A 22,576-nucleotide genomic window follows, 5' to 3' on the forward strand; every position below is an offset into this window, starting at 1 on the left:
GTGCCAAACTTACTTAAGCAATTTGCATGCCAAGATAACTGCACCGCGTGGCGTACCGCTTTACAGCGATGGGGCAAACGTCCTGCACCAAAACGAAACACATTTGAACGTATGCGCTGATCAGCGCAGCACGCGCCGGAACGTCAGATTAAGCCGTTGCTCGCCCAATAAGGCGTGACTTGCTTGCCGAACCGGCATGACCCCATGAAACCGCAAACGGTCAACGCCGCCCCATACCAGCACATCGCCGTGCTCAAGCAAATACTTTTCGACTGGGTCTGTTCTTTTTAGCCCGCCAAAAAGGAAGACCGCCGGCAGCCCAAAAGACATCGACACAATTGGCGCCGCAACATCTTCTTCGTCCCGGTCTTGGTGCAAACCCATTTTGCTTTTGGGACCATAGCGATTCAACAGGCAGGCCTGCGGGCTAAAGCGCGCAAACCCTGCAGACTCGGCGGCCTCGACAGCGCGCTGTCGCCACAGTGCGGGCATGTCGGGCCAGGGCTCACCTGTTAGCGGGTCGAACAGCGAATAACGGTAGCCCTTCTTGTCGGAGACCCAGCCATGACTGCCACAATTGGATTGTTCAACCGACATCCAGCCTCGTGCCGTAGGCATACGGCGCCAGGGGGACGCCCGCAAAACAGCGGCCAGGTCAGCAAGAAAGCCCGCAGCGTCCTCACGCAAGAAGCCCCTGAAAATACACGCCTGCGGCCCGATCTGCTGGGCCGAAAGCCCCTGGGCGCGCACATCCCCAATTAAATCCAGCTGTTGCATTGGCATCGGTTTACAGGCGCTCAAAGAAACGAAAAAGGCATGACCGAAAGTATAGGTCATGCCTTGCAGTCGCCCGAGGCGGTTTGCGTGCCAACACCCCAGAAACGGGACATTGAGCACGCAACTGACGCGTCTTAGCGCAGGTGATCGAGCAGATCGGGGCCAAAAACCTCTTGGTGGATTTTGGTGGGTGGCACGCCTTGTGCAACCAGGTCACGCCATTGCTGCTGCATGAATTTAAGCGGGCCACACATATACACCGGCACATCGGCGTAGGCCCAGGCCGGCAGCTGATCGACCCGCATCAAGCCCGCGCGGTAGCCCGGTTTGCCTTCGTGCTCGGCATCCATCGCTTCGTAGAACGTGACAACCTGCAGATTGGGCATGACAGCCTGAGCGTGAGCAATATCATCTTGATGGGCGTGGTGCGCTGTATCGCGTGCGGCATGTGCAAAAACAACATGGCGCTCTGGGTGACGGGTTGCAATGGCATTCAATGCCGAAATCATGGGCGTAATACCAATACCGGCAGATAGCAACACGATGGGCGCTTCGGACGTGACGTCGGGTGTGAAGTCGCCAAACGGCGGGCTGATGCGCAGCGTACTGCCCTGCTTCAGGTTGTCGTGCAACCAGTTCGACACCGTGCCTGCCGGCGTTTCGGCGCCAGCGGCTTCGCGCTTGACCGAAATACGGTAGTACGGTGCACCGGGCGCATCGGACATGCTGTATTGGCGCAACTGGCGGCGACCGTTAGGCAAGTTGGCCTCGACACTGATGTACTGGCCGGGCTTGAAGTCGGCCAGTGGCTGACCGTCGGCGGGCATCAGAACAAACGAACGCACATTGGCGCTTTGCTCGACCACTTGGGCCACCGTCATGTCGCGCAGTTGGCCCGGCTCAACCCCGGCGGCTTCGTACAATTTTCGCTCTTCGTCAATGAATGCCTGAGCCAGCAAACCATAAGCTTCGCCCCAGGCGGACAGCAGATCCGGTGTTGCCGCGTCGCCCAATGTTTCCTGAATAGCCCCCAGCAAATGACGGCCCACAATGGGGTAGTGCTCGGCGGTAATACCCACCGACGCATGCTTGTGAACAATACGACTGACGACAGGCCCCAGGGCATCCGGGTTGTCGATGTTGGCCGCATAGGCAAAAACCGCCGCTGCAAGCGACTGCTGTTGCGCGCCGCTGGCCTGATTTCCCATATTGAAAATATTGGTCAGCTCGGGGTGTTCGGCAAACATGTTCTTGTAGAACGTACGTGTGATGGTCACACCATGCTCGCGCAGAACAGGAACACTGGCATCAATATACGGACGGGCTTCTTGGGACAACATACGACTCACTCCAATTGTTGCTTTTAATATGCAACATTTAAGTTAAAAAAACGCAAGCCATTTAACCCGCGCTTTGCTTTAAAAAATTGCGATGCATTTGCACAATTTTTTCACCGGTTTCGGTGCCAGCCACATCGGCCAGGGTGTAGCGATCCATCGCACTGTAAAACGCATTCAGACCTTCTTGCAACGCGCCGCGCAAAAAACACTGCGCGGCAAGACGGCACGCCAGCCCCTCGCAGTCGATCGCTTCGCGATCGCCTTCAAGGATACGAAGGACACTGCCTATAGGCAGTTGCCCGGGCGATACCGCCAGACGCACGCCGCCGTGACGGCCACGCATCGCGTGAATCCAGCCTTGTTTGGCCATGGCCCCCACCACCTTGACCAGATGATTGTGCGGCACCCCGAACTGGCTGGAAATTTCGGCCACGGTGACGGGTTGCTCGCGAACCTGCTGCGCCAAGTACATAAGCACACGCAGGCCAATATCTGAAAATCGTGTCAGACGCATTGCCAACTCCACTGGGCAAGAATATTATCAAAGATATATTTAATATGCAACTTATTAAACTACGATTCAATACGAAGCTTGCAAGAAAGAAACAGGACGTTATTGTAGGGGTGAACGCGTCTTGCAACCTGCTACTGTCTGACAAACATAACCGCTAAAATGGCTGTTTTTGATGTTGCACAGGACCACCATGACAACGCTCGGCACCCCGCTTTCACCTTCTGCTACCAAAGTTTTACTGCTGGGTTCGGGCGAACTTGGCAAAGAGGTCATTATTGCATTGCAGCGTCTGGGCGTTGAAACCATAGCGGTTGACCGCTATCCCGACGCCCCGGGCCACCAGGTGGCGCATCATGCGCGCACACTGGTCATGACCGACCCGGAACAGCTTCGCGCACTGATCGAGTCTGAACAGCCTGACCTGGTCGTGCCCGAAATTGAAGCCATTGCCACCCCGGCCCTTGAAACCCTGGAAGCCGAAGGCAAGGTTAAAGTCATTCCTACGGCGCGCGCGGCACGCCTGACCATGGATCGCGAAGGCATCCGGCGACTGGCGGCCGAAACACTGGGCCTGCCCACCAGCCCTTACCGTTTTTGCGACTCGCTGCGCGAACTGCAAGAAGCCATAGACAACGGCATCGGCTACCCCTGCGTTGTCAAACCCGTCATGAGCAGTTCGGGTAAGGGCCAAAGCAAAATCGACGGCCCGCAAGACGTCGCGAAAGCCTGGGACTACGCCATGGCGGGCGGCCGTGTGAGCCATGGGCGCATCATTGTTGAAGGCTTTATCGACTTCGACTACGAAATTACCCTGCTGACGGTACGCGCCAAAGATGCCGAGGGCCACACACAAACCTATTTCTGCGACCCGATCGGCCACCTGCAAGACAAAGGCGACTATATCGAAAGCTGGCAGCCCCACCCCATGAGCCCGGCCGCGCTGCAAAAAGCCAAAGAAATTGGCGATGCCATTACCAAAAACCTGGGTGGCCAAGGGTTGTTCGGCGTTGAACTTTTTGTTAAGGGCGACCAGGTCTGGTTTAGCGAAGTCAGCCCCCGGCCGCACGACACCGGCATGGTGACCATGATTACCCAGTGGCAGAACGAGTTTGAACTGCATGCGCGCGCCATTTTGGGCTTGCCTGTAGACACCCGCCTGCGTAACCCCGGCGCAAGTGCAGTCATTTACGGCGGCGTCGACGCCACCGGTATTGTCTTCGATGACGTCGATACCGCCTTGCGTGTGCCACAAACCGAAATCCGCCTGTTTGGCAAACCCGAAAGCTTTACGCGCCGTCGCATGGGCGTGGCACTGGCCTACGATACTGATGCCCAAAGCGCACGCGCACGCGCGCGCGACGCTGCAGGCAAGGTCAAGCCACGACCCGCAAAATAAAGGGCAAATTGGCCGGGCTTTCCCTGTCTTGTTACACTAGGTCGCTTTGCAAACAGGGAAAGCGATTACATGGAAGAACCGATTTTTTCCGATCTTGCTGACAAGATCACAGAATATACCGGCGGAAACCACATGGTCGGCCTGACGATCCAGGTCTTTCTGATTGTATTTGCCGTTGTTGTCTTCAACTTTTTCTTGCGCCGTTTTCTGGCCAAACTAGAAGAAAAAACACACCACACAACCAGCTTCTGGGATAACGCCCTGATTGAAGCCGTTCGCAAGCCGGCAACCATTCTTGCCTGGATTATCGGCCTGTCGTTTGCCGTCGAGATTTTGCAGGTTGAAACTGAAGTTACGCTGCTCGACCTCATCGAACCCATCCGCGTTATTGGCGTGATTGGGTGTATTACCTGGTTCGTGATCCGATTTATTGGCAATGTCCAAAAAGGCATTATTGCCAAACGACAGGCCAACAACGAACCGGTCGACATCACTACCGTCGATGCCGTCGGCAAGCTGCTACGCATTTCGGTGCTTATTACAGCCACACTGGTTACGCTGCAAAGCTTGGGCTTCTCGATTTCTGGGGTGCTGGCGTTTGGCGGTATTGGTGGCCTGGCAGTCAGTTTCGCTGCCAAGGACTTACTAGCCAACTTTTTCGGCGGGCTCATGATCTACATGGATCGTCCCTTTGCCGTGGGCGACTGGATCCGCTCGAACGATCGCAACATTGAAGGTACGGTAGAAGACATTGGCTGGCGTCTTACGCGTATCCGCACGTTCGACAAGCGGCCACTGTACGTGCCCAACGCCATTTTCACGCAAATCTCGGTTGAAAACCCGTCGCGCATGACGAACCGCCGTATTTCGGAAACGATTGGCGTACGGTATGACGATTTTGCCAATGTTGCTGCCATCGTCAGCGACATCAAAACCATGCTGCGCAACCACACCGAAATTGATCAAGACCAGACCCTGATTGTCAATTTCAACCAATACAGTGCCTCGTCGCTCGACATCATGGTCTATACGTTTACCAAAACCAAAGAGTGGGTCAAGTACCACGAAATCAAGCAAGAAGTCTTGTTGAAGATCGGCGACATTATTTCGTCGCACGGTGGCGAGATTGCCTTCCCGACACAAACATTGCATGTCTTCAATAACGAGACAGCGCTTGCAATGGAACCCGTCGGGGGGCAACCCTCAGGTCAAGCGTAATAAATAATCGGTCTGGCGGCTTTTTGCCGCCGACACCGCACACCGCACGAGCAAGGGTCGGCGTTAACCGAGATCAAAGATGATACGGTTTCGGCCGGCACTTTTGGCTTGGTACAAGTTGTTGTCGGCGCCCGAAATTTGCTGGTCGATCGAGCCGCACCCGACCGAGTCCCTGATGCCACCGCTGACAGTTTGCACCAGGCCATCGTAAAGGGTCGCCCCGGCCAGGGCGGCCCTAACCTTGTCGGCCACAATAAACGCATCTTTGGCGACCGTATCGGGGCATATCAGCATGAACTCTTCGCCCCCCCAACGCCCGAAGGTATCGCTTTGGCGTATATTTTTAAGCACAATTTCGCAAAACCGGCGCAAGACCTCGTCGCCGGCCTGATGGCCGAACTGGTCGTTAACCTGTTTGAAGTGGTCAAGGTCGAACATGACGATTGAAAATGGCCGGTGATAACGCTGGTAACGCTCGAACTCTTTAAACAATACGGCATCGAGGTGATAACGGTTGAACACACCTGTTAATTTGTCTCGGACCGAGGCTTCTTGCAGCTGCCGGTTCTTTTCACGCAACGCCTGTTCGGCCTCGAGCAAACTGGCGTTGGTTAGCTGAACACGCCGGCTAAGCGCACGCATACGCATTGAATACACCAGCATGACAAGTACCGCCAACGCCAACGCCCCCACCCAGGGCAAAATGCGGCCCCAGGGAAACGGGCTGGCGACAGACAGCTTGACCCAGCGGTCATAAATGGCGGTATGTTCTTGCGGCGTCATGCCGGCAAGGGCTTTGTCGATAGCGTTACGCAGCAGCGGCCAGTCTGACCTTACCCCCATGGCCAAGTCGAACGTGTAAGGGGTTGGGCCCGATATTTTAAGATTGGCCAGGCCCTGCATTTTGATGATGTGAATGGATGCGGCCAAATTATCGACAAAGGCGTCGACTTCACCGGCCGCCAAGCGGCGCAAGCCATCAAGCGAGCTGGGGTAGCGGGTTAAGGTCAGGCCGGGGTAATAACGCGACAGGGTTTCGTCGGAGGCGTACCCACCCACCACGCCCACACGCTGCCCCTCGAGCTGCGACAGGCTAGAGATGTAATCGACGTTGTCGCGCGTAACGATGACCATGGGCGAGGTCAGGTAAGTATCGGTAAAGCCCATGTAATTCCGGCGATCGGGTGTCGAGGCGGCCGACGGCAACATGTCGATGGTGCGAGCCTTTACCCCTTCAAGCACTTCATTCCAGCTAGACGTACTGATGCGCTCGAACCTGACGCCCAGGCGCTTGGAGAGCACCTCGAGATAGTCTGAAACAATACCCTGCAGTTGCCCTTGCGAACCATAAAACTCGAAAGGCGGCCAACCCGCTTCGTCGACGGCAAACCGGACGGTTGAAAGGCTCGCGACAAACTGACGCTCTTCTGTGGTCAGGTCGAGGGCATCGACCCCCGACCCGGCCTTGAACACCAACCCCAGCGGGGCGTTACCCTGCGCGCTGACCAGGTCAAGCGAACGCAGCTTGTCGTATAAGAAAGCCACACGCTTTGGGTTGATTTGGCCCAACGGGGTTGTGTAGCGGTCGATCAGGGTTTCGATGCCGCGCGCTTCGTTCATGAGCGCTTCGCGAGATTTATTTTGCGTGTTGTAGCGACGGTAAATCAGCTCGACCATTTCTTCTTTGTGATCAAGCGCGTAATGCCAACCCCGAATAACGGCTCGACGGACGGCTTCGACCCGCTCCGGGTTGCCCTCGGCCTCGGCCCGCGAGGTGAACAGCATATCGCCGTATAAATCGATACCAAAATGCCGGGGGCTGATCAGGTTGACCTGGTGGCCCCGCTCGTTCATGACGTAAGGTTCGTTGGTCAGGTAAACAGCAACAGCGTCGATTTCGCCGGCCGCCAAACGACGCAGGCGCTCGTCCCAGGCCACACGAATCAGGCCTTTGTTCAGCACGCGCTGTTCGGCAAGCAAGGCAAGCACGTCGATGCCATCAGAATCGTTATCGTAAAAAGCCACCCGCTTGCCAATGAGGTCGGTCGGCGCTGTCAGCCCTGAACTGGTCATGGTCATCAGGGCGCCGGCCGAGTGCTGCAAGACTGCCGCCACCAGAACGACCGGGTCGCCGGCGGCATGATGCATGAGCAGGATGGAATCGGCTACGCCATAGTCGGCGGGGCCGTCGAGGACTTCGCTGACGATATTTTTGGCCGGGTCGCGTTCGCTCAAGACAACGTCAAGGCCCTCTTCGGCAAAATAGCCCTGTTCTAGGGCGGCGTAAAAGCCAGCCGACTGAAACTGATGCAGCCACTTAAGCTGAATGACGATGGGCTGCGCATTGGCCTGAGCGATGGACGCCGACGCCAATACAAAAAACAGAAAGGCTGCCAGCCACCTTGCCACCCCAAGCATCTGAAACTCTTTTGCCTTTATTTTTAAGTTGGCGTCAAGATTAGCAGAACCACGACACAATTCGTATAGATAAATACACGAACGCCCCAACATCTTTGAAGATGCGGGGCGTTTAAGACAAACCCGAAAGGGTTAACCCGGATTAGAACGTCATGTTCGCCGACACCCAAAGGCGACGGCCTTCGAGGTTTTTGTAATAGGCGTTGCCCCAACCCGGGTTGCCGGTGGTCGAATAGCGGCCATAGTCAACAAACTTTTTATTGAGCAAGTTTTCAACAGACGCATTGATGGAAATGGTCTTGGTCAACTGATAAGAGCCACCCACCCCAAAAAGCCAATAAGGGTTGTAGAAGTCTTGCTTGCCCTCGGCGTTAATACGGGCATACTGCTTGGCACGATACTCGGCCCTAAGCCACGCCGAGGCTTGCGTATTAATGCGCCAGTCAAGACGCATGTTTAAACGGTGACGTGCTTCGCTATTCAAAGGTGCACCCATATTCGCGCCGCTATCACGTTTAGCATCGGTAAACGTGTAATTGCCACTAAAGGTCAGCGCTTCTGTTAACGGCAATGCTCCGCCCAGTTCAACACCTCGTATCGTCGCCTCGTCTACGTTTTCCCAAACAACAAAGTTGTCTACTGGCGCTCCGTTACGGCGCCAATCACCCAGGTCAAGGCAACCCGGTACATTGTTGGCGCGACAATTTGGCACATTGTTTGTATTGAGCTTGTCTTTGAAGGCTGTGTGGAAAAGTGTAATGTTGGCTTTTGAACCTTGCAGATCATCAAAATAGACGCCAATTTCTGATGACACGCTCTTTTCAGGCACCAAACTTGCACTACCCACTTCAGGGATCGTCCCCTGCCCACGCAAACCAATAATGCCGTCGGTCATGACGTTCAGGTCGGGCGTTTTATAACCACGCGAAACCCCGCCTTTGACGGTCCAGTTTGGGCTGGCGTTCCATACGGCGTAAGCCCGTGGACTCCAGTTGCCGCCAAACTGTTCATTCCGATCGTAACGAGCACCCAATGTAATGGCGAAGTCATCGACAACGCGCCACTCGTTCTCAAGATACAAGGCCCATTGCCACTGCTTCAAGTCGAGTGGGGCCTCGGCAAGGCTGTTAACAAACTTTTGCTCGCGCCATTGACCACCGAAGGTCAAGTTGTGTGTGTCATCCAGCAATGACAGGTTCCATTTACTGTCCAATACCAGGTTATCGTATTCCAGCGTACGTGGCGTGCCATCGATAGGTTTACGCGGGCGACTCATAGGATTGGTTCGACCAATCGTCTCAGTGGTCTCGTAAAGAATGCTGGAATCAGAACTCAAGTTGCCGTAGCGCCCAAGGTGAGTCAACGCGTATCGACTACGATCGTAACGTTGCTCGGGATCGTAGCCACCTCCGGCGGCATTTGGTGCGACTTCACTATTCAACGTACCTAACTGGCCCGTACTGTTGTCGTAGCGCTGCCGTCCTTGCTCAAGGTCCAGCAAGAGATCGTGATTCTGGTTAGGCGTTAGCGCAAAACGCACACCCAGGTTCTGCATCTTCGAACCGGTATAACCGTCGCCGGAAACGTTGCCGGTGTAATTACCGCTTGCCGCTTCAGCAGCGCTGGCCGGATACATTTCGTGTGCGGCCATTTTTCGGTCGTAGCGACCATAAATTGAGACGCCTAGCATGTCTTCTTTGATGGGGCCACTTAAGTAGAACGACGAACCGTAGCCGTTGCCAAAGGTGTCATTAAGCTGAACCGTGCCGTCGGCCGTGATGCTGCCGCCCCACTCTTTAGCCACTTTTCGGGTAATGATGTTGATCACACCGCCCATGGCATCGGAGCCGTAGAGGGTCGACATGGGGCCGCGCACAACCTCAATGCGCTCGATGGCCGACACTGGGGGAATGAAGCTGGTGTCCACATCACCAAAACCATTGGGACGTGCTCCCGAGCCGTTGCGGTTAACCCGCTTGCCGTCAACCAGAATCAGCGTGTAGTCGGACCCCATCCCCCGGATGCTGATGTTCATGCCGCCTGTTTTACCGCCGCGCTCTACCGACACCCCTTCAATGTCGGCAACCGCATCGGCCACATTGTTAAATGGCTTTTTCTCAAGTTCCTCGCGGGTAATCACCGAAATCGACGCAGGCGCGTCTTTAATCATTTGCTCGAACCCGCTGGCCGTCACCACGACCGAATCCAGCTGTTTGACACTGTCGGCCTGCTGGGCAAAAACGGCTTGCGCCGAAGCCACCAAAATAGCCGCATAGGCCAGTCGGCCAGGCACACGTTTCTTGTGTTGCATGATACTTCCCTTCTGAATAGAAACCTAAATGAGAACGGTTATTAAATTTATTTTCAGGATTCTATCAGAATTTTGTAAGAAATCGGCTCAGCCGGAAACACTTTTAGCCGCGTGACTGGCGTCGACGCGGCTTACAGTAATTTAGGGAAAACGTCGGTGATAGCCTGACGTAATGCCGCGGGCCATTGCGCTAAGAGCGCAGCCCGGGCGGCTATTTAATTTACGCGGTACCTGAGATGAAACGCACTAACGGCAACCAGAAAAATTTGCCGATAGTGCGAAGACGGGCAACAGCTTTACGCAGTACTACCCTGTGCAGCCGGGGGCACGACCCGGGCCTCTTTAATGGGTAAATTTACCAACGCGGCAAGCAAAGCCAGCACCATGTCGGCGTACCACATCCAGGTAAAGTCGCCGAACTCGGTAATGGCCAACCCGCCCAGCCATGCCCCAAGAAAGCCACCCACCTGGTGAGACAACAGCGTCAAGCCAAACAACGTGGCCAAATAACGCGTACCAAACAATTTACCCACAATGGCTGCCGTTGGCGGTACGGTGGCCAGCCAGGTAAAGCCCAGGCCGGCCGCAAACACATAAAACACCCAGGGGTCGCGCGGCATGACCAAATACCAGGCAATAAGCACTGCCCGCGAACCGTACATTGTCGCCAAAATATATTTGCTGCGATAGCGCGCCACACAAGAGCCCGCGTAGATGCTGCCGAAAATATTCGACAAACCGATAATGGCCAACGACCAACTGGCGACAGACGGCGGCAAGCCGCACAAGTCGACTTCGCCGGGCAAGTGGGTGACCAAAAATGCAATATGAAACCCACAGGTGAAAAACCCGAGGTTGAGCAAAATGTAATTCCGGTCTTTAACAGCTTGCGCTACAGCCGAACCCAGCTTCTGCTCGCCATCAACATGCGGGCGCGGTTTGTAGTCGGCGCCCACCAGCTTGCCAATAAGCGGCAGCGCGGCAAGCGCGGTAAGTGCCATGGCCCACATGGCGCCCATCCAGCCAAACGACTGAATCAATTTTTGGAGGACAGGTGCAAAAACAAATTGCCCGAACGAGCCGCCGGCATTGATGATGCCCGACGCCGTGCCCCGCGACTCGAGCGGCAGGCGCTGCGCGGCAGCGCCGATAAGCACCGAAAAACTGCCCGCGCCAGAGCCAATAGAGGCCAGCAACCCCAGCGAGACGATCAAACCAAACCCGTTGCCCATAAACGGTGTCATGGCACAACCCGCCGCGACAATCACCAGCGCCGCAATAAGTACGACCCTGGGCCCGTGTCTGTCGGCCACCGCCCCCGCAATCGGTTGGATCAACCCCCACGTGAACTGGCCAATGGCCAGCGCAAAACTAATGGTGGCAATGCTCATGCCGGTGGTGGTATTGATTGGGCTGATGAACAGGCCAAACGTTTGCCGTATGCCCATGGTAACCATCAGGATGCCGGCTGCAGCCAGCGTAACTGCCATCGCACCCGGATGACGCAGGGAATAGAACATAATGACCTCGTTGCCAATACACAGACCACAGACGCACGCGGGCGCGGGCGCGGGGCCATTTTGACATATTAATCCTGTGACCGCTGAAGGCACCAACAGCGCAGACGTCGCCTTCGCAACTCGGCGCAATCGCTAAGCGATCCCTCACAGACTTATGATAGATGTGGTGTGCCTTGAAAAACGGCGCAATAATGTATATCGACGCCGAGCAAAAACGCCTGTGCCCCGAGGGGCGCAGCAAGTACGCAGAAACAATGGAAAAGATCAGAATAGACAAATGGCTATGGGCTGCGCGGTTTTACAAAACCCGTAGCCTGGCATCGCAAGAAATCACCAAAGGACGCGTCTTAGTGAACGGCCAACCCGCCAAACCGGCGCGCGAAGTTGCTGTTGGCGATAGCGTGAACGTGCGCAAAGACCACCCCGCCATAACCGTAATAGTCAAACAAGTAAGCGCGGTGCGCGGGCCCGCGCCTGTAGCCCAATTGCTATACGAAGAAACTGCCGAGAGCCGCGAAAAGCGCGAAAAAGCCGCCGAACTGCGCCGCCTGGCGCCAGAGCCGGCACAGACCATAAGCATCGGGCGCCCGACCAAGCGCGACAGACGTCAAATTGATTTGATCAGGGGCAAGGGCTGACCGCGCTGGAAGTGAACAGACTTTTGCGGCCACGGATTACCCCACACTTTGGCCAGGCCTTACTGTCAGATCAAGTCGGAGCTAATACACTTATCGATCAGTTATCGGGGTCGGCGTCGGGTACCGCCACATAAATCAGCACCAGAATAATAGTGACTAAAAACCGGAAAGCCGACGGGACTCCGTTCCATTGGGGCGACATCCACATCCCGAACCACTCGCCGCCAATAGACATAAACCCCACCTGCCACACCAGAAACCCCAACGAGAGCCCCCAAACAGCCGTACCTTTGGCGCGGTTGAAGTCGCGCGCAGAGGCCTTGACCTGCCGCAACAAGCGCCAGGCCCCCAGCCAGCAAAGCACAGCGGTCAACGCTTCGAGCGCAATAATGACGATGTAAGCCAGATGATGAAACCACGGGGCGTCAATGGCACGATACCCGATGGCCGAGTCGGGAAAAATTGTGTCCATAAGCAGCACATGCCGTACAAAAGCAAAATTACTGCCGTAATCGGTAATATTGCCGAACGCCACCAGCGTTGCGAACAAGGCTATAGCAGCCACAAACAAAATTTTTGAGTAACGAATCGCCATAGTGTTTTTGTGTTGGTTTCTGGACTTGCGCCCCGGGCAACGAGCGGGGCGGCGTCACGTGGGGCAAGACGCTCAATTCTAAGCTGAAGCGGGTGTCGATTGTCAGTGAGTTTGGAAATGCTGCTTATTGAATATCAATGACTTACCGGACTCTTACTTATTTAGTTTGGTATCCGTTCGTCGTTCAGTTTGGAATTTTCCGTACTCTGCGTCACTGAGTTTGGAATTTTCCGAACCCATTGATGGCAGCTCTGTGAAGCGCCCCGGGATTTGTGGAGGCTCCAACATCTGAGAAAATGGAGCCATGAAGAAGCAAAACAAATTTTCCCCCGAAGTGCGTGAACGCGCTGTACGTATGGTGCTCGAGCATCGTGGAGAGTACCCATCGTTGTGGGCCACCATCGAGTCCATAGCACCCAAGATTGGCTGCGTGCCCCAAACGCTGAACGATTGGGTTCGCAAGCACGAGGTCGATACCGGCACACGCGATGGCGTCACCAGCGCCGAACGTGAACGCGTCAAGGAGCTCGAACGTGAGGTCAAGGAGTTACGTCGAGCCAACGAGATTCTCAAGCTGGCGAGCGCTTTTTTCGCCCAGGCGGAGCTCGACCGCCGATTGAAATAATCCGGCGATTTATTGATGAGCACCGTGATGCTTACGGGGTCGAGCCACTTTGCAAGGTCTTGCAGATTGCCCCGTCAGGCTACCGGCGCTATGCCGCACAACAAAGGAACCCAGAACTGCTGTGTGCCCGTGCCAAGCGAGATGCAGTTCTGATGCCCGAGATTCACCGGGTTTGGGTGAAGAATATGAGGGTTTACGGCGCTGACAAGGTTTGGCGTCAGCTTCACCGCGAAGAACAAGCCGTAGCACGTTGCACGGTTGAGCGGCTGATGCGACGACTTGGTATTCAAGGCGCAAGGCGCGGCAAGTCGATGCGTACCACGGTGCCCGATACGTCTGCACCATGTCCACTGGACCACGTGAATCGGCAATTCAAGGCCGACCGTCCCAATCAGCTGTGGGTGTCGGATTTCACCTACGGTACGCCCAGCCAGCGTAGCCCGCCTGCATGGGGGTGAAGCTGCTTGAGCATGTTTGGAATGCAGGACCCGGAGACGATAAACGTTGCGGTACCGGGGCATGCCCTTTCTCTGCTGCGAGAGAAAGTGAGCCGAAGCGGCGGTGACTTGCCGACACTGGCAAGATGACGAAGTCCGTGGGAAACGGGGCTTGCGGCGAAGCGGTTACGCCAAGATGAGTCTCTAGGCTGAGCATGGGACGGTTGAGGAACACGAACCTGTTAAATCGCATCTGAGGGTTGAAATGTCACCCCTGCCCACACCGCTTTACGGGCAGGACGCGAACTGGAGCTGGTCACACGTAGGGCCCGGCGCCACAAATGCTGATTGGATATGTACGCTGATCAGCAGGGAACGACGGGGAGCGCGCAGCTAGACCGTGGTGTTTGCGACGACTTGCGACAAGCAAGGATAAAGACTGCGACAGGCAGCCTCGCCCGTGTGTTGAGTCCAGCATGTGAACTGGGGAAGGCCTGCACAAATGCCAAGGGAGTGTGCCCCCGATGATGTGCAGGCTGGCGGAGCCCGCGTAGTAGTCCGAGGCTGGGAAAACCAGCCACATGGCGAAGGCGGGCAGTTTAAGTGGTTTGTTTGGTCGATTAATTGACCACAATGAGGTGAAGACCTTTGATAATCAGTGAAATGCAAAACAAACTGGCGACATGGTCAACCGAGGACAAAGAACGCAAGTTCGATCGACTCCTACGACTGATTGCCGACAAAGATTGGCTGAGCGAAGCGGCTCGCATTACGTTGGCCTCCAGCGGAGCACGCACGCCGGGCGTTGATGGCGTTGACAAACGTATGCTGGAAATGAATCTTCAGCATGAACTGGCGACGATGCGCGAAGAACTGCTGGCGGGCTCGTACAGTCCGTTGCCCGCACGACGCGTGTATATACCGAAAGCGAACGGCACGCTCAGGCCTCTTGGCATTCCGAGCCTGCGGGATCGGATCGTGCAACGGGCCATGCTAATGGCCATGGAGCCGATATGGGAAAGCGATTTCCACCCGGCTTCCTATGGCTTCAGACCGGCCCGTAGCGTACATCATGCGATTCGCACGGTGAAGCTTCAGTTGCAAGACGGTGGTGAACAAAGTGTCGCCGGTCGCTGGGTCATCGAGGGCGACCTCGCCAGTTACTTCGACACGGTGCATCATCGCCTGCTGATGAAGGGAATCCGTAAGCGCATCGCCGACCAGCGCTTTCTTGTCCTGCTTTGGAAGTTCATCAAGGCGGGCTGCGTTGATCGCGATCTGTTCCGTGCTTCAAGCGAAGGCGTTCCTCAGGGCGGTGTTATCTCACCCCTGTTATCCAACATCATGTTGCATGAGTTCGATGCGTGGATGGAACGGAACTACCTGAACAAGAAGGTGCGCAAGGATCGGTGGGCGTGGAACTTCGGCATTCTCAAGCAGCGGCCCATTGCCGTGCGAGAAAACCGGCAATGGAAACCTGCTGTAGCGTACTGCCGGTACGCCGATGACCTTGTGATCGTAGTCAAGGGAACTCGTGAGCATGCTGAGACCGTACGTGAAGCATGTCGCGGATTCCTTGAAGGCGAACTGAAGCTCACGCTAAATATGGAGAAAACCCATATTACGCATGTGAATGACGGCTTCGTCTTCCTGGGTCACAGAATCATCCGGAAACGTGGACCACGTGGTCGCATGCGACCTGTGACGACGATTCCGTGGGAGAAGTGCCGGGGCTTTGCCCTGCGGCTAGTCAAACAACTGTCGGGTAACTACGACAACAACCGGATGGACCTGATGGAAAGCCTGAATCGGCAACTTGCTGGCTGGGCCGCTTTCTATCAATACACCGACTACACGGCCATCATGTTTCGGAAAGTTGACCGGATAGTGTTCTGGAAGTTCGGGTACTGGCTCGCGCGCAAATACCGACGTGGATTCACGCCGTTGATGCGCAAGTATGTCCGCGAGCCCGAACCGGGAAGAGCCAAAACATGGGTTCTTGAAGGCCAGAATAGTCGGGGTTGGTATGGGGCGGTGGCGCTTCGGCGTCTTGTTACCAGCCGCAAGGGCCGCTTCACATGGCGTACGCCGATGGAAAATCCGTATATTCTGCGCGACGAGGTACGAAATACTATCGAGTCGCGCTACGTCGATGTCGCCTTTGCTATGAGCAACGCTTAGATGGAGAGCTGGATGCGCTGAAAGGTGCACGTCCGGTTCGGAGAGGAGAGGCAGGGAAATAGTTCGACTACGCCCTGCCTCTTACTCTACTGTCGACCTGGCAAGGGTGGTTGTATGTGGCGTTTGTGATTGACGTGTTTGCCCGGCGCATTGTCGGTTGGCGCGTCAGCAGCTCAATGCATACCGACTTCGTGCTTGAAGCGTTGGAACAGGCGCTATATGACCGCCAGCCGCAGCAAACCGATGGCTTGGTTCATCACAGCGACCGCGGTTCTCAATACGTCTCCATTCGGTACACAGAGCGCCTCGCCGAAGCAGGAATTGAGCCCTCAGTGGGCAGTCGTGGAGACAGTTACGACAACGCTTTGGCCGAGACCATCAATGGGTTGTACAAGGCCGAGGTGATTCACCGTCGCGGCCCCTGGAAAACCAAGGCATCTGTGGAATTGGCTACGCTTGAATGGGTCTCGTGGTTCAACTGCACTAATTTGGTCTCTGGATGCTCGATTAAGTAGCGGATCCCCTGCGAATTGGCACGCGGGATTTCAGAATATGGCAGACTTCTTGATCATGAAAGACTAATGTTCATTATACTAAAAGCCAATGCGGGCCGGAAGGTCGACAGAATAAATATAGATAGAAGCCAAGAGCCCAAGAGCGGAGTTCACATGCCGACTAACGCCATAGCCACTCGGTATTATCAAGGCTATCTGGAGACCTTCAATATGACTAGAGGTTTCACTCGCGATGAATATTGTTTTGTCGAAATCGCCGAAAAATGTATTGTTGTCCGCATGGTTGGTGGCTGGCAGTGGGATATTTTGCACGGCGACGAAGTGGGTCAAGGACATTTTGTTATGCGGTCGCTTGTGAGTCACTTATCTGCGACAGGTACGTTACATCGGGCACCGGGTTATGGCGAAATCGAAGGTTATATCGAATTCGATGATATCCCATGTTTGATAAAAATTGAGCTCATAAAATCAATTAAGAAATTTTGGGACTAATTTTTCGAGGGAAATGAAAGAGATGCGCTGGAAAAACAGCAAGATGACTCTTGTTTACTACTCGCAAGAGAATAGCAACGTACTGCCATGTGACGTTAGGATTGATGGTGAAGAAATAGTGGTCCAATATGATTCCGATGGCCCCGTTTTATATATTGGCAAAGACTTAGGTTACGGGCATTATCTGGTGGAGTCATTTGAGGAGAAAGGTAAGGCCAGCCTTCACCGTGCCCCCAACAGTCAATTTATGGAGGGTTTCTGGATCGAAGACGGTATAAGAGGCATGTGGCGCATCGAACTTTTGGAATAGTCGATCGGTTAGAAATCGCCTATCACTCGCTCAACAGTAAATCTCGATGAAAATATAGGGCCTTGTGCTTTTGGTAATGCGTCGGCGGTGACTCTTAAGGTTAGCGCTGGGATCCATCAGCGACGCTTCACCATCAGGCTCGCGGTGGTGGACAATCCAATGCCAACGTTTGTCGGTCTCATTATGTACGCGGCAGTTGACACCGACGATCGCCAGATCAGGTACTGAGCTCCAGTGGACCACGTACTGAGCCTTTTTGGTCTGCATGCCAAAATTTGCCAATAATGTACGTAAGCCTTGCGACTTCATATAAAAAACATTCTTTCGGCAGGTTGTGAAAATCTCCTGCGTTTCAGCCAACTTCTGTGCTGTGTCCATCACTTTGCTATAACTATTTCCGGTGACACTAGCTACGCAAGCGATACCACAGCCCGTGGGGTGCTCTTGCGCTACTTCTTTGGGAGGTCGGTATTTCGTGCGTTCCAATTTTTCACTCCAATTCGAACCACCATCGACTGTTGGCGCCTATCGGGTATATTCCACCGGCAGAAGCGGAAGAAAATTATTATCGACAACTGACTGAAAAGGGCGCTGTCGAGGTCTAACTTAAACCAACTGGCCTCCACGAAAGCCGGGGCGCTTCTAACCAAGAAAACGCACGCAAGCTTCACCCAGCTTAGATCTACACGTTTCTATGAGTTCCAAACTCAATGACGTAAATTCCAAACTCAGTGGCAATCGACAACCGACAACAGTTGGCGAAAATGTAACAAAACACACCCCGCCTCTTGAAGTCTGAAGGTTCGTCCTTATAATTAGCACTCGACGGGGTAGAGTGCTAACAACACCCCCGATTATTGATTACATTCATTATTTTCTGAGGAGTACCTTCATGGCACTGCGTCCTTTGCACGATCGCGTGATCGTCAAACGCCTGGACAACGAGCGTAAAACCGCCTCCGGCATCGTTATCCCCGAAAGCGCCGCTGAAAAGCCTGATCAAGGCGAAGTTATTGCAGTCGGCCCCGGCAAGAAAACAGAAGACGGCAAGATCCTTCCCGTTGACGTCAAGGCTGGCGACAAGGTCCTTTTCGGCAAATATGCCGGCCAAACCGTCAAGGTCGATGGCGAAGAACTGCTCGTCATCCGCGAGGACGAAATCCTCGCCGTGATCCAGTAATCAGCAACGAACAGAACAAGCAAGGAATCAAACCATGGCAGCTAAACAAGTTCAATTCGGCGACGACGCCCGTTCGCGCATTGTGCGCGGCGTAAACGTTCTGGCCAACGCCGTTAAAACCACATTGGGCCCCAAAGGCCGCAACGTTGTACTCGAGCGCTCTTTCGGCGCCCCCACCGTCACCAAAGACGGTGTATCGGTTGCTAAAGAAATCGAACTGAAAGACAAGTTCGAAAACATTGGTGCGCAGCTGGTTAAAGAAGTTGCTTCCAAAACTTCTGACAACGCCGGTGACGGTACCACTACTGCAACAGTTCTGGCTCAGTCTATTGTTGAAGAAGGTATCAAGTACGTTACCGCCGGCATCAACCCCATGGACCTGAAGCGCGGTATCGACAAAGCCGTCACCGCCGCTATCGCCGAGCTGCAGAAGCTGTCCAAGCCCTGCACCACCAGCAAAGAAATCGCCCAGGTTGGCTCGATTTCGGCTAACAGCGACGCCTCCATCGGCCAAATCATTGCCGACGCAATGGACAAAGTAGGCAAAGAAGGCGTGATTACCGTCGAAGACGGCAAATCGCTTGACAACGAGCTGGACGTCGTCGAAGGTATGCAATTTGACCGCGGCTACCTGTCGCCCTACTTCATCAACACCCAAGAAAAGCAAGCTGCTGTTCTTGACGATCCGTATGTCCTGATTTACGACAAGAAAATCAGCAACATCCGTGATCTGCTGCCCGTTCTCGAACAGGTTGCCAAGTCCAGCCGTCCGCTGCTGATCATCGCCGAAGACGTCGAAGGCGAAGCTCTGGCAACACTGGTGGTCAACAACATCCGCGGCATCCTCAAGACAACAGCCGTCAAGGCCCCTGGCTTCGGCGACCGTCGTAAAGCCATGCTCGAAGACATCGCCATTCTTACTGGCGGTACTGTTATCTCCGAAGAAACCGGCGGTTCGCTCGAAAACGCTACCCTCGACGACCTGGGTCAAGCCAAGCGCATCGAAGTGGCCAAAGAAAACACCACCATCATCGACGGTGCTGGCGACAGCAAATCGATCGAAGCACGCGTCAAGCAAATCCGCGTTCAAATCGAAGAAGCTACTTCCGACTACGACCGTGAAAAACTGCAAGAGCGCGTTGCCAAGCTGGCTGGCGGTGTTGCCGTTATTCGCGTAGGCGCTGCCACCGAAGTCGAAATGAAAGAGAAGAAAGCACGCGTTGAAGACGCGCTGCACGCCACTCGCGCTGCTGTCGAAGAAGGTATCGTTCCTGGCGGCGGTGTTGCCCTGATCCGTGCCAAAGCTGCTGTTGCTGCTGTTAAAGGCGACAACATCGACCAGGAAGCCGGCATCAAGCTGATCCTGCGTGCCATCGAAGCGCCGCTGCGCACAATCGTTGCCAACGCCGGCGACGAGCCCAGTGTTGTTGTTAACAACGTTGCTGCCGGTTCGGGCAACTACGGTTACAACGCTGCCACTGGCGAGTACGGCGACCTGGTAGAGCAAGGCGTTCTTGACCCCACCAAGGTCACCCGCACTGCCCTGCAAAACGCTGCTTCGGTCGCATCGCTGTTGCTGACCACAGAAGCTGCTGTTGCAGAACTGCCTGAAGACAAACCCGCACCTGCAATGCCCGACATGGGTGGCATGGGCGGCATGGGTGGTATGGGCGGCTTCTAATCAAGCCCCTGTAGTACCTGGTCTTTCCAGCAAAGCCCCCGCAGTAATGCGGGGGCTTTTTCGTGGGCAGACTTGACTACAATACGGTATGAATCACGCAAACTCACCCTATAAAAGCAAAGGCGGCATGCGGCGCCTGGGTAACGCCCTGCGTTACTCCGCACAAGGCTTTCGGGCCGCCCTGGTGCACGAGGCCGCCTTCCGCCAAGAGTTGTTTGCGTTTATTTTGCTGGTACCCGCCGCCATCTGGCTGGGCGACACCCTGGCCGAACGTGCACTGCTTATCGGCGCCCTGTTTTTTGTACTGATTATCGAGCTTCTAAACTCGGCAATCGAGGCGCTTGCCGACACCATCACGCTCGACCACCACCCGCTTATCGGCCGAGCCAAAGACCTGGCCAGCGCAGCTGTCTTGCTGTCTATTGCGTTGGCCGTATTAATCTGGTTCATGGTTATCGTCAGCCACCTGCTACCGTAAACACCCCTTTTGTATTGTCGTCATGAAATTCACTGAAAAACTGGAACACGCCTGGACACACGCCGACTCGATGCTGATGGTGGGGCTTGACCCCGACCCCCAGCGCTTTCCGGCCGAACTCAAAGGCAAGCCCGATGCCATCTATGAATTTTGCAAAGGGGTGATCGATGCCACGGCACCTTATGTCTGCGGCATCAAGCCTCAAATTGCCTACTTTGCCGCTCAACGGGCCGAAGACCAGCTTGAAGCGCTGTGTGACTACTTGCGCACGGCGTACCCGCATTTGCCGCTGGTACTCGACGCTAAACGCGGCGATATCGGCTCAACGGCCGAACAGTACGCCGCTGAAGCCTTCGAGCGCTACCGGGCCGATGCAGTAACCGTCAACCCCTATATGGGCTTTGACTCGGTCGAGCCCTATCTGGCCTGGGAAGAAAAAGGCGTAATTATTTTGTGCCGAACCTCGAACAAGGGCGGTTCTGACCTGCAGTTTCTTGACGTCGGCAACGGCGAACCGCTGTATCTTCATGTGGCCAGCCTGGTCGCCAACCGATGGAACAAAAATGGTCAGTGCGCTTTGGTGGTAGGGGCCACGTTCCCGAACGAAATTGCCAAAGTACGCGAACGTGTGGGCGATATGCCCTTGCTGATTCCAGGCATTGGCGCGCAGGGTGGTGACATTGGCGGTACAGTAGCCGCAGGCAAAAACAGCGCAGGGCTGGGCATGATGATTAATTCGTCGCGGGCCATTTTGTATGCCAGCAACGGCGATGACTGGCGTGAAGCCGCCGCCAAGGCCGCGCTTGACACCCGCAACGCAATTAACGCGGCGAAATAAGCTGGATACTGGTTGCCAGGGCAAACTGAACCGCCGCCTGCCTGACCTGGCGACGATCACCTTCGAACACCCGGGTAACGGACTGAGTTGAAACGCCGTCTTTAACACGGTGTGCAAAACCAAAACACACCATGCCAACCGGCTTGCCGGCAGTGCCGCCCCCCGGGCCCGCAATACCCGTTGTGGACACTGCAAAATGCGCAGCCGGCACCGAGGCCAGCACGCCTGCGGCCATTTCCATGGCGGTCTCTTCGCTGACGGCGCCAAAGCGATCGAGGGTGTCGGGCGCCACGCCCAGGTGAGCCACTTTGGCATCGTTGCTGTAGGTGACAAACCCACGCTCGAACCACTGGCTGGAACCGGCAATATCAGTGATGGTTGCCGCCAGCAGGCCGCCCGTGCACGATTCGGCACAAGCCAGCATCCAGCCTTGTGCCTGCAAGCATTCGCCCAGCAAACGTGCATTATTTTGGGCGCCATCACCCAACCCGATAATGGTCTCGTGTATTTCTGTGTACCGAATGCTCATAAAACCCCCAACAAACCCACGCGTTGCAAAACGGCTAGCACTAATAGCGCATACAGCGCGGCAACGATATCGTCCCACATTACGCCGAAGCCGTTCTTGAGTCGAGCGTCAAAATAGCGGATGGGCGGCGGCTTGACGATGTCGAACAACCGGAACAAGCCAAATGCAAGGGCTTGGGCCCAAAGCGTGTCGGGCGTAAACCAAAGCACCAGCCAGAACGCGACCATTTCGTCCCAGACCATCCCCCCGTGATCGGGGCGCCCAAGGTCTTTGCCGACCCGATGGCAAACCAGGCAACCATAGGCAAATGACACCGCCAGCGCAACAGCCACCCCGGTATCGGACAACCGGGACAACACCACAACCCAGACCAGCCAGCCCGCCAGCGTGCCCCATGTGCCCGGCGCCGGCCGTATCAATCCGCTGCCCAGGCCAAATGCCACTACCCGTGCCGGCGAGCGCAGCATCCAGCCCACAGAAGGCTGGATGGGTGCACTACCGGAAACGCCGGAAACATCGGATGCTTGAGCCGCAGAAACGGGGGGTTCGTTGTTATTTTGAATTGACATGACAACCTTGAAAG

20 protein-coding genes, 2 pseudogenes and 1 other annotated feature are annotated in these 22,576 nt (G+C 55.2%); of the genes and pseudogenes, 12 read left to right on the plus strand and 10 right to left on the minus strand.

From position 1 onward, the window contains the following. Window positions 1-120: 120 nt before the first annotated feature. From alkB to GTU67_RS13320, 3 genes are all read right to left on the minus strand, one after another. Window positions 121-777 carry a DNA oxidative demethylase AlkB gene (gene alkB, locus GTU67_RS13310; RefSeq protein ID WP_185780547.1) on the minus strand — a complete coding sequence of 219 codons (657 nt, stop codon included), beginning with the start codon at window positions 775-777 and terminating at the stop codon, window positions 121-123. A 134-nt stretch (window positions 778-911) separates the two neighbouring features. Beyond that, a complete protein-coding gene (hmpA, locus tag GTU67_RS13315; protein WP_185780548.1) occupies window positions 912-2,117 on the minus strand; it encodes an NO-inducible flavohemoprotein in 1,206 nt (401 codons plus the stop codon). 61 nt (window positions 2,118-2,178) lie between these two features. After that, window positions 2,179-2,631, minus strand: coding sequence for an RrF2 family transcriptional regulator (locus GTU67_RS13320; RefSeq protein WP_185780549.1), 453 nt, complete (start codon window positions 2,629-2,631; stop codon window positions 2,179-2,181). 190 nt (window positions 2,632-2,821) lie between these two features. On the opposite strand from GTU67_RS13320, the gene purT reads away from it, so the two are divergent. Together purT and GTU67_RS13330 are read left to right on the plus strand one after the other, a co-directional pair. Then, entirely contained in the window at window positions 2,822-4,027 is a 1,206-nt protein-coding gene (gene purT, locus GTU67_RS13325; RefSeq protein ID WP_185780550.1) for a formate-dependent phosphoribosylglycinamide formyltransferase, read from the plus strand. 69 nt (window positions 4,028-4,096) lie between these two features. Beyond that, on the plus strand, window positions 4,097-5,245 hold the full coding sequence (locus GTU67_RS13330) for a mechanosensitive ion channel family protein (protein WP_221893377.1): 1,149 nt from the start codon (window positions 4,097-4,099) through the stop codon (window positions 5,243-5,245). A gap of 63 nt (window positions 5,246-5,308) precedes the next feature. Here the strand turns inward: GTU67_RS13330 and GTU67_RS13335 are convergent, their stop codons facing one another. The 3 genes from GTU67_RS13335 to GTU67_RS13345 all read right to left on the minus strand — a co-directional run bounded on the left by GTU67_RS13335 (window position 5,309) and on the right by GTU67_RS13345 (window position 11,494). After that, window positions 5,309-7,663, minus strand: a complete 2,355-nt coding sequence (locus GTU67_RS13335) for a transporter substrate-binding domain-containing diguanylate cyclase (RefSeq protein WP_185780551.1) — start codon at window positions 7,661-7,663, stop codon at window positions 5,309-5,311. Window positions 7,664-7,805: 142 nt separating this feature from the next. After that, entirely contained in the window at window positions 7,806-9,974 is a 2,169-nt protein-coding gene (locus GTU67_RS13340; protein WP_185780552.1) for a TonB-dependent receptor domain-containing protein, read from the minus strand. 296 nt (window positions 9,975-10,270) lie between these two features. Beyond that, entirely contained in the window at window positions 10,271-11,494 is a 1,224-nt protein-coding gene (locus GTU67_RS13345) for an MFS transporter (RefSeq protein ID WP_185780553.1), read from the minus strand. A gap of 254 nt (window positions 11,495-11,748) precedes the next feature. Between GTU67_RS13345 and GTU67_RS13350 the strand changes: the two genes are divergently transcribed. Then, on the plus strand, window positions 11,749-12,132 hold the full coding sequence (locus tag GTU67_RS13350; RefSeq protein WP_185780554.1) for an RNA-binding S4 domain-containing protein: 384 nt from the start codon (window positions 11,749-11,751) through the stop codon (window positions 12,130-12,132). A 97-nt stretch (window positions 12,133-12,229) separates the two neighbouring features. Here GTU67_RS13350 and GTU67_RS13355 read toward each other — a convergent pair whose 3' ends face one another. Next, a complete protein-coding gene (locus GTU67_RS13355) occupies window positions 12,230-12,727 on the minus strand; it encodes a DUF2165 family protein (RefSeq protein ID WP_185780555.1) in 498 nt (165 codons plus the stop codon). Window positions 12,728-13,031: 304 nt separating this feature from the next. Between GTU67_RS13355 and GTU67_RS13360 the strand changes: the two are divergent. The 5 genes and pseudogenes from GTU67_RS13360 to GTU67_RS13380 form a co-directional block, all read left to right on the plus strand. Beyond that, window positions 13,032-13,771 (plus strand): annotated as a pseudogene (locus GTU67_RS13360) (IS3 family transposase); the annotation flags it as partial. Then, window positions 13,310-13,426, plus strand: a sequence feature (AL1L pseudoknot). Its footprint overlaps the pseudogene before it by 117 nt. A 681-nt stretch (window positions 13,772-14,452) precedes the next feature. Continuing rightward, entirely contained in the window at window positions 14,453-15,970 is a 1,518-nt protein-coding gene (gene ltrA / locus GTU67_RS13365; protein WP_185780585.1) for a group II intron reverse transcriptase/maturase, read from the plus strand. Between the two features lie 83 nt (window positions 15,971-16,053). Continuing rightward, a pseudogene (locus GTU67_RS13370) lies at window positions 16,054-16,485 on the plus strand (IS3 family transposase); the annotation flags it as partial. 153 nt (window positions 16,486-16,638) lie between these two features. Further along, window positions 16,639-16,977 carry a hypothetical protein gene (locus GTU67_RS13375; protein ID WP_185780556.1) on the plus strand — a complete coding sequence of 113 codons (339 nt, stop codon included), beginning with the start codon at window positions 16,639-16,641 and terminating at the stop codon, window positions 16,975-16,977. 13 nt (window positions 16,978-16,990) lie between these two features. Beyond that, window positions 16,991-17,287, plus strand: coding sequence for a hypothetical protein (locus GTU67_RS13380; protein WP_185780557.1), 297 nt, complete (start codon window positions 16,991-16,993; stop codon window positions 17,285-17,287). A 30-nt stretch (window positions 17,288-17,317) separates the two neighbouring features. On the opposite strand, the gene GTU67_RS13385 is transcribed toward GTU67_RS13380, so the two are convergent. After that, window positions 17,318-17,773 carry a hypothetical protein gene (locus GTU67_RS13385; RefSeq protein WP_185780558.1) on the minus strand — a complete coding sequence of 152 codons (456 nt, stop codon included), beginning with the start codon at window positions 17,771-17,773 and terminating at the stop codon, window positions 17,318-17,320. Window positions 17,774-18,179: 406 nt separating this feature from the next. Here GTU67_RS13385 and groES point away from each other — a divergent pair, with 406 nt between their 5' ends. The 4 genes from groES to pyrF all read left to right on the plus strand — a co-directional run bounded on the left by groES (window position 18,180) and on the right by pyrF (window position 21,464). Next, entirely contained in the window at window positions 18,180-18,467 is a 288-nt protein-coding gene (groES, locus tag GTU67_RS13390) for a co-chaperone GroES (RefSeq protein WP_123661440.1), read from the plus strand. A 34-nt stretch (window positions 18,468-18,501) separates the two neighbouring features. Then, on the plus strand, window positions 18,502-20,148 hold the full coding sequence (gene groL / locus GTU67_RS13395; protein ID WP_185780559.1) for a chaperonin GroEL: 1,647 nt from the start codon (window positions 18,502-18,504) through the stop codon (window positions 20,146-20,148). 88 nt (window positions 20,149-20,236) lie between these two features. Then, window positions 20,237-20,626, plus strand: a complete 390-nt coding sequence (locus GTU67_RS13400) for a diacylglycerol kinase (protein ID WP_185780560.1) — start codon at window positions 20,237-20,239, stop codon at window positions 20,624-20,626. Window positions 20,627-20,648: 22 nt separating this feature from the next. Next, on the plus strand, window positions 20,649-21,464 hold the full coding sequence (gene pyrF / locus GTU67_RS13405) for an orotidine-5'-phosphate decarboxylase (RefSeq protein ID WP_185780561.1): 816 nt from the start codon (window positions 20,649-20,651) through the stop codon (window positions 21,462-21,464). Here the strand turns inward: pyrF and GTU67_RS13410 are convergent. Both GTU67_RS13410 and GTU67_RS13415 read right to left on the minus strand, forming a co-directional pair. Beyond that, window positions 21,448-21,993 carry a CinA family protein gene (locus tag GTU67_RS13410; protein ID WP_185780562.1) on the minus strand — a complete coding sequence of 182 codons (546 nt, stop codon included), beginning with the start codon at window positions 21,991-21,993 and terminating at the stop codon, window positions 21,448-21,450. The two genes, pyrF and GTU67_RS13410, sit on opposite strands and share 17 nt — an antisense overlap. Next, window positions 21,990-22,460, minus strand: a complete 471-nt coding sequence (locus GTU67_RS13415; RefSeq protein WP_249417722.1) for a phosphatidylglycerophosphatase A family protein — start codon at window positions 22,458-22,460, stop codon at window positions 21,990-21,992. Before GTU67_RS13415 ends, GTU67_RS13410 begins: the two co-directional genes overlap by 4 nt. Between the last annotated feature and the right edge of the window lie 116 nt (window positions 22,461-22,576).

This window comes from Pusillimonas minor (genome assembly GCF_014237865.1).
In the GTDB taxonomy this organism is placed as follows: domain Bacteria; phylum Pseudomonadota; class Gammaproteobacteria; order Burkholderiales; family Burkholderiaceae_B; genus Neopusillimonas; species Neopusillimonas minor.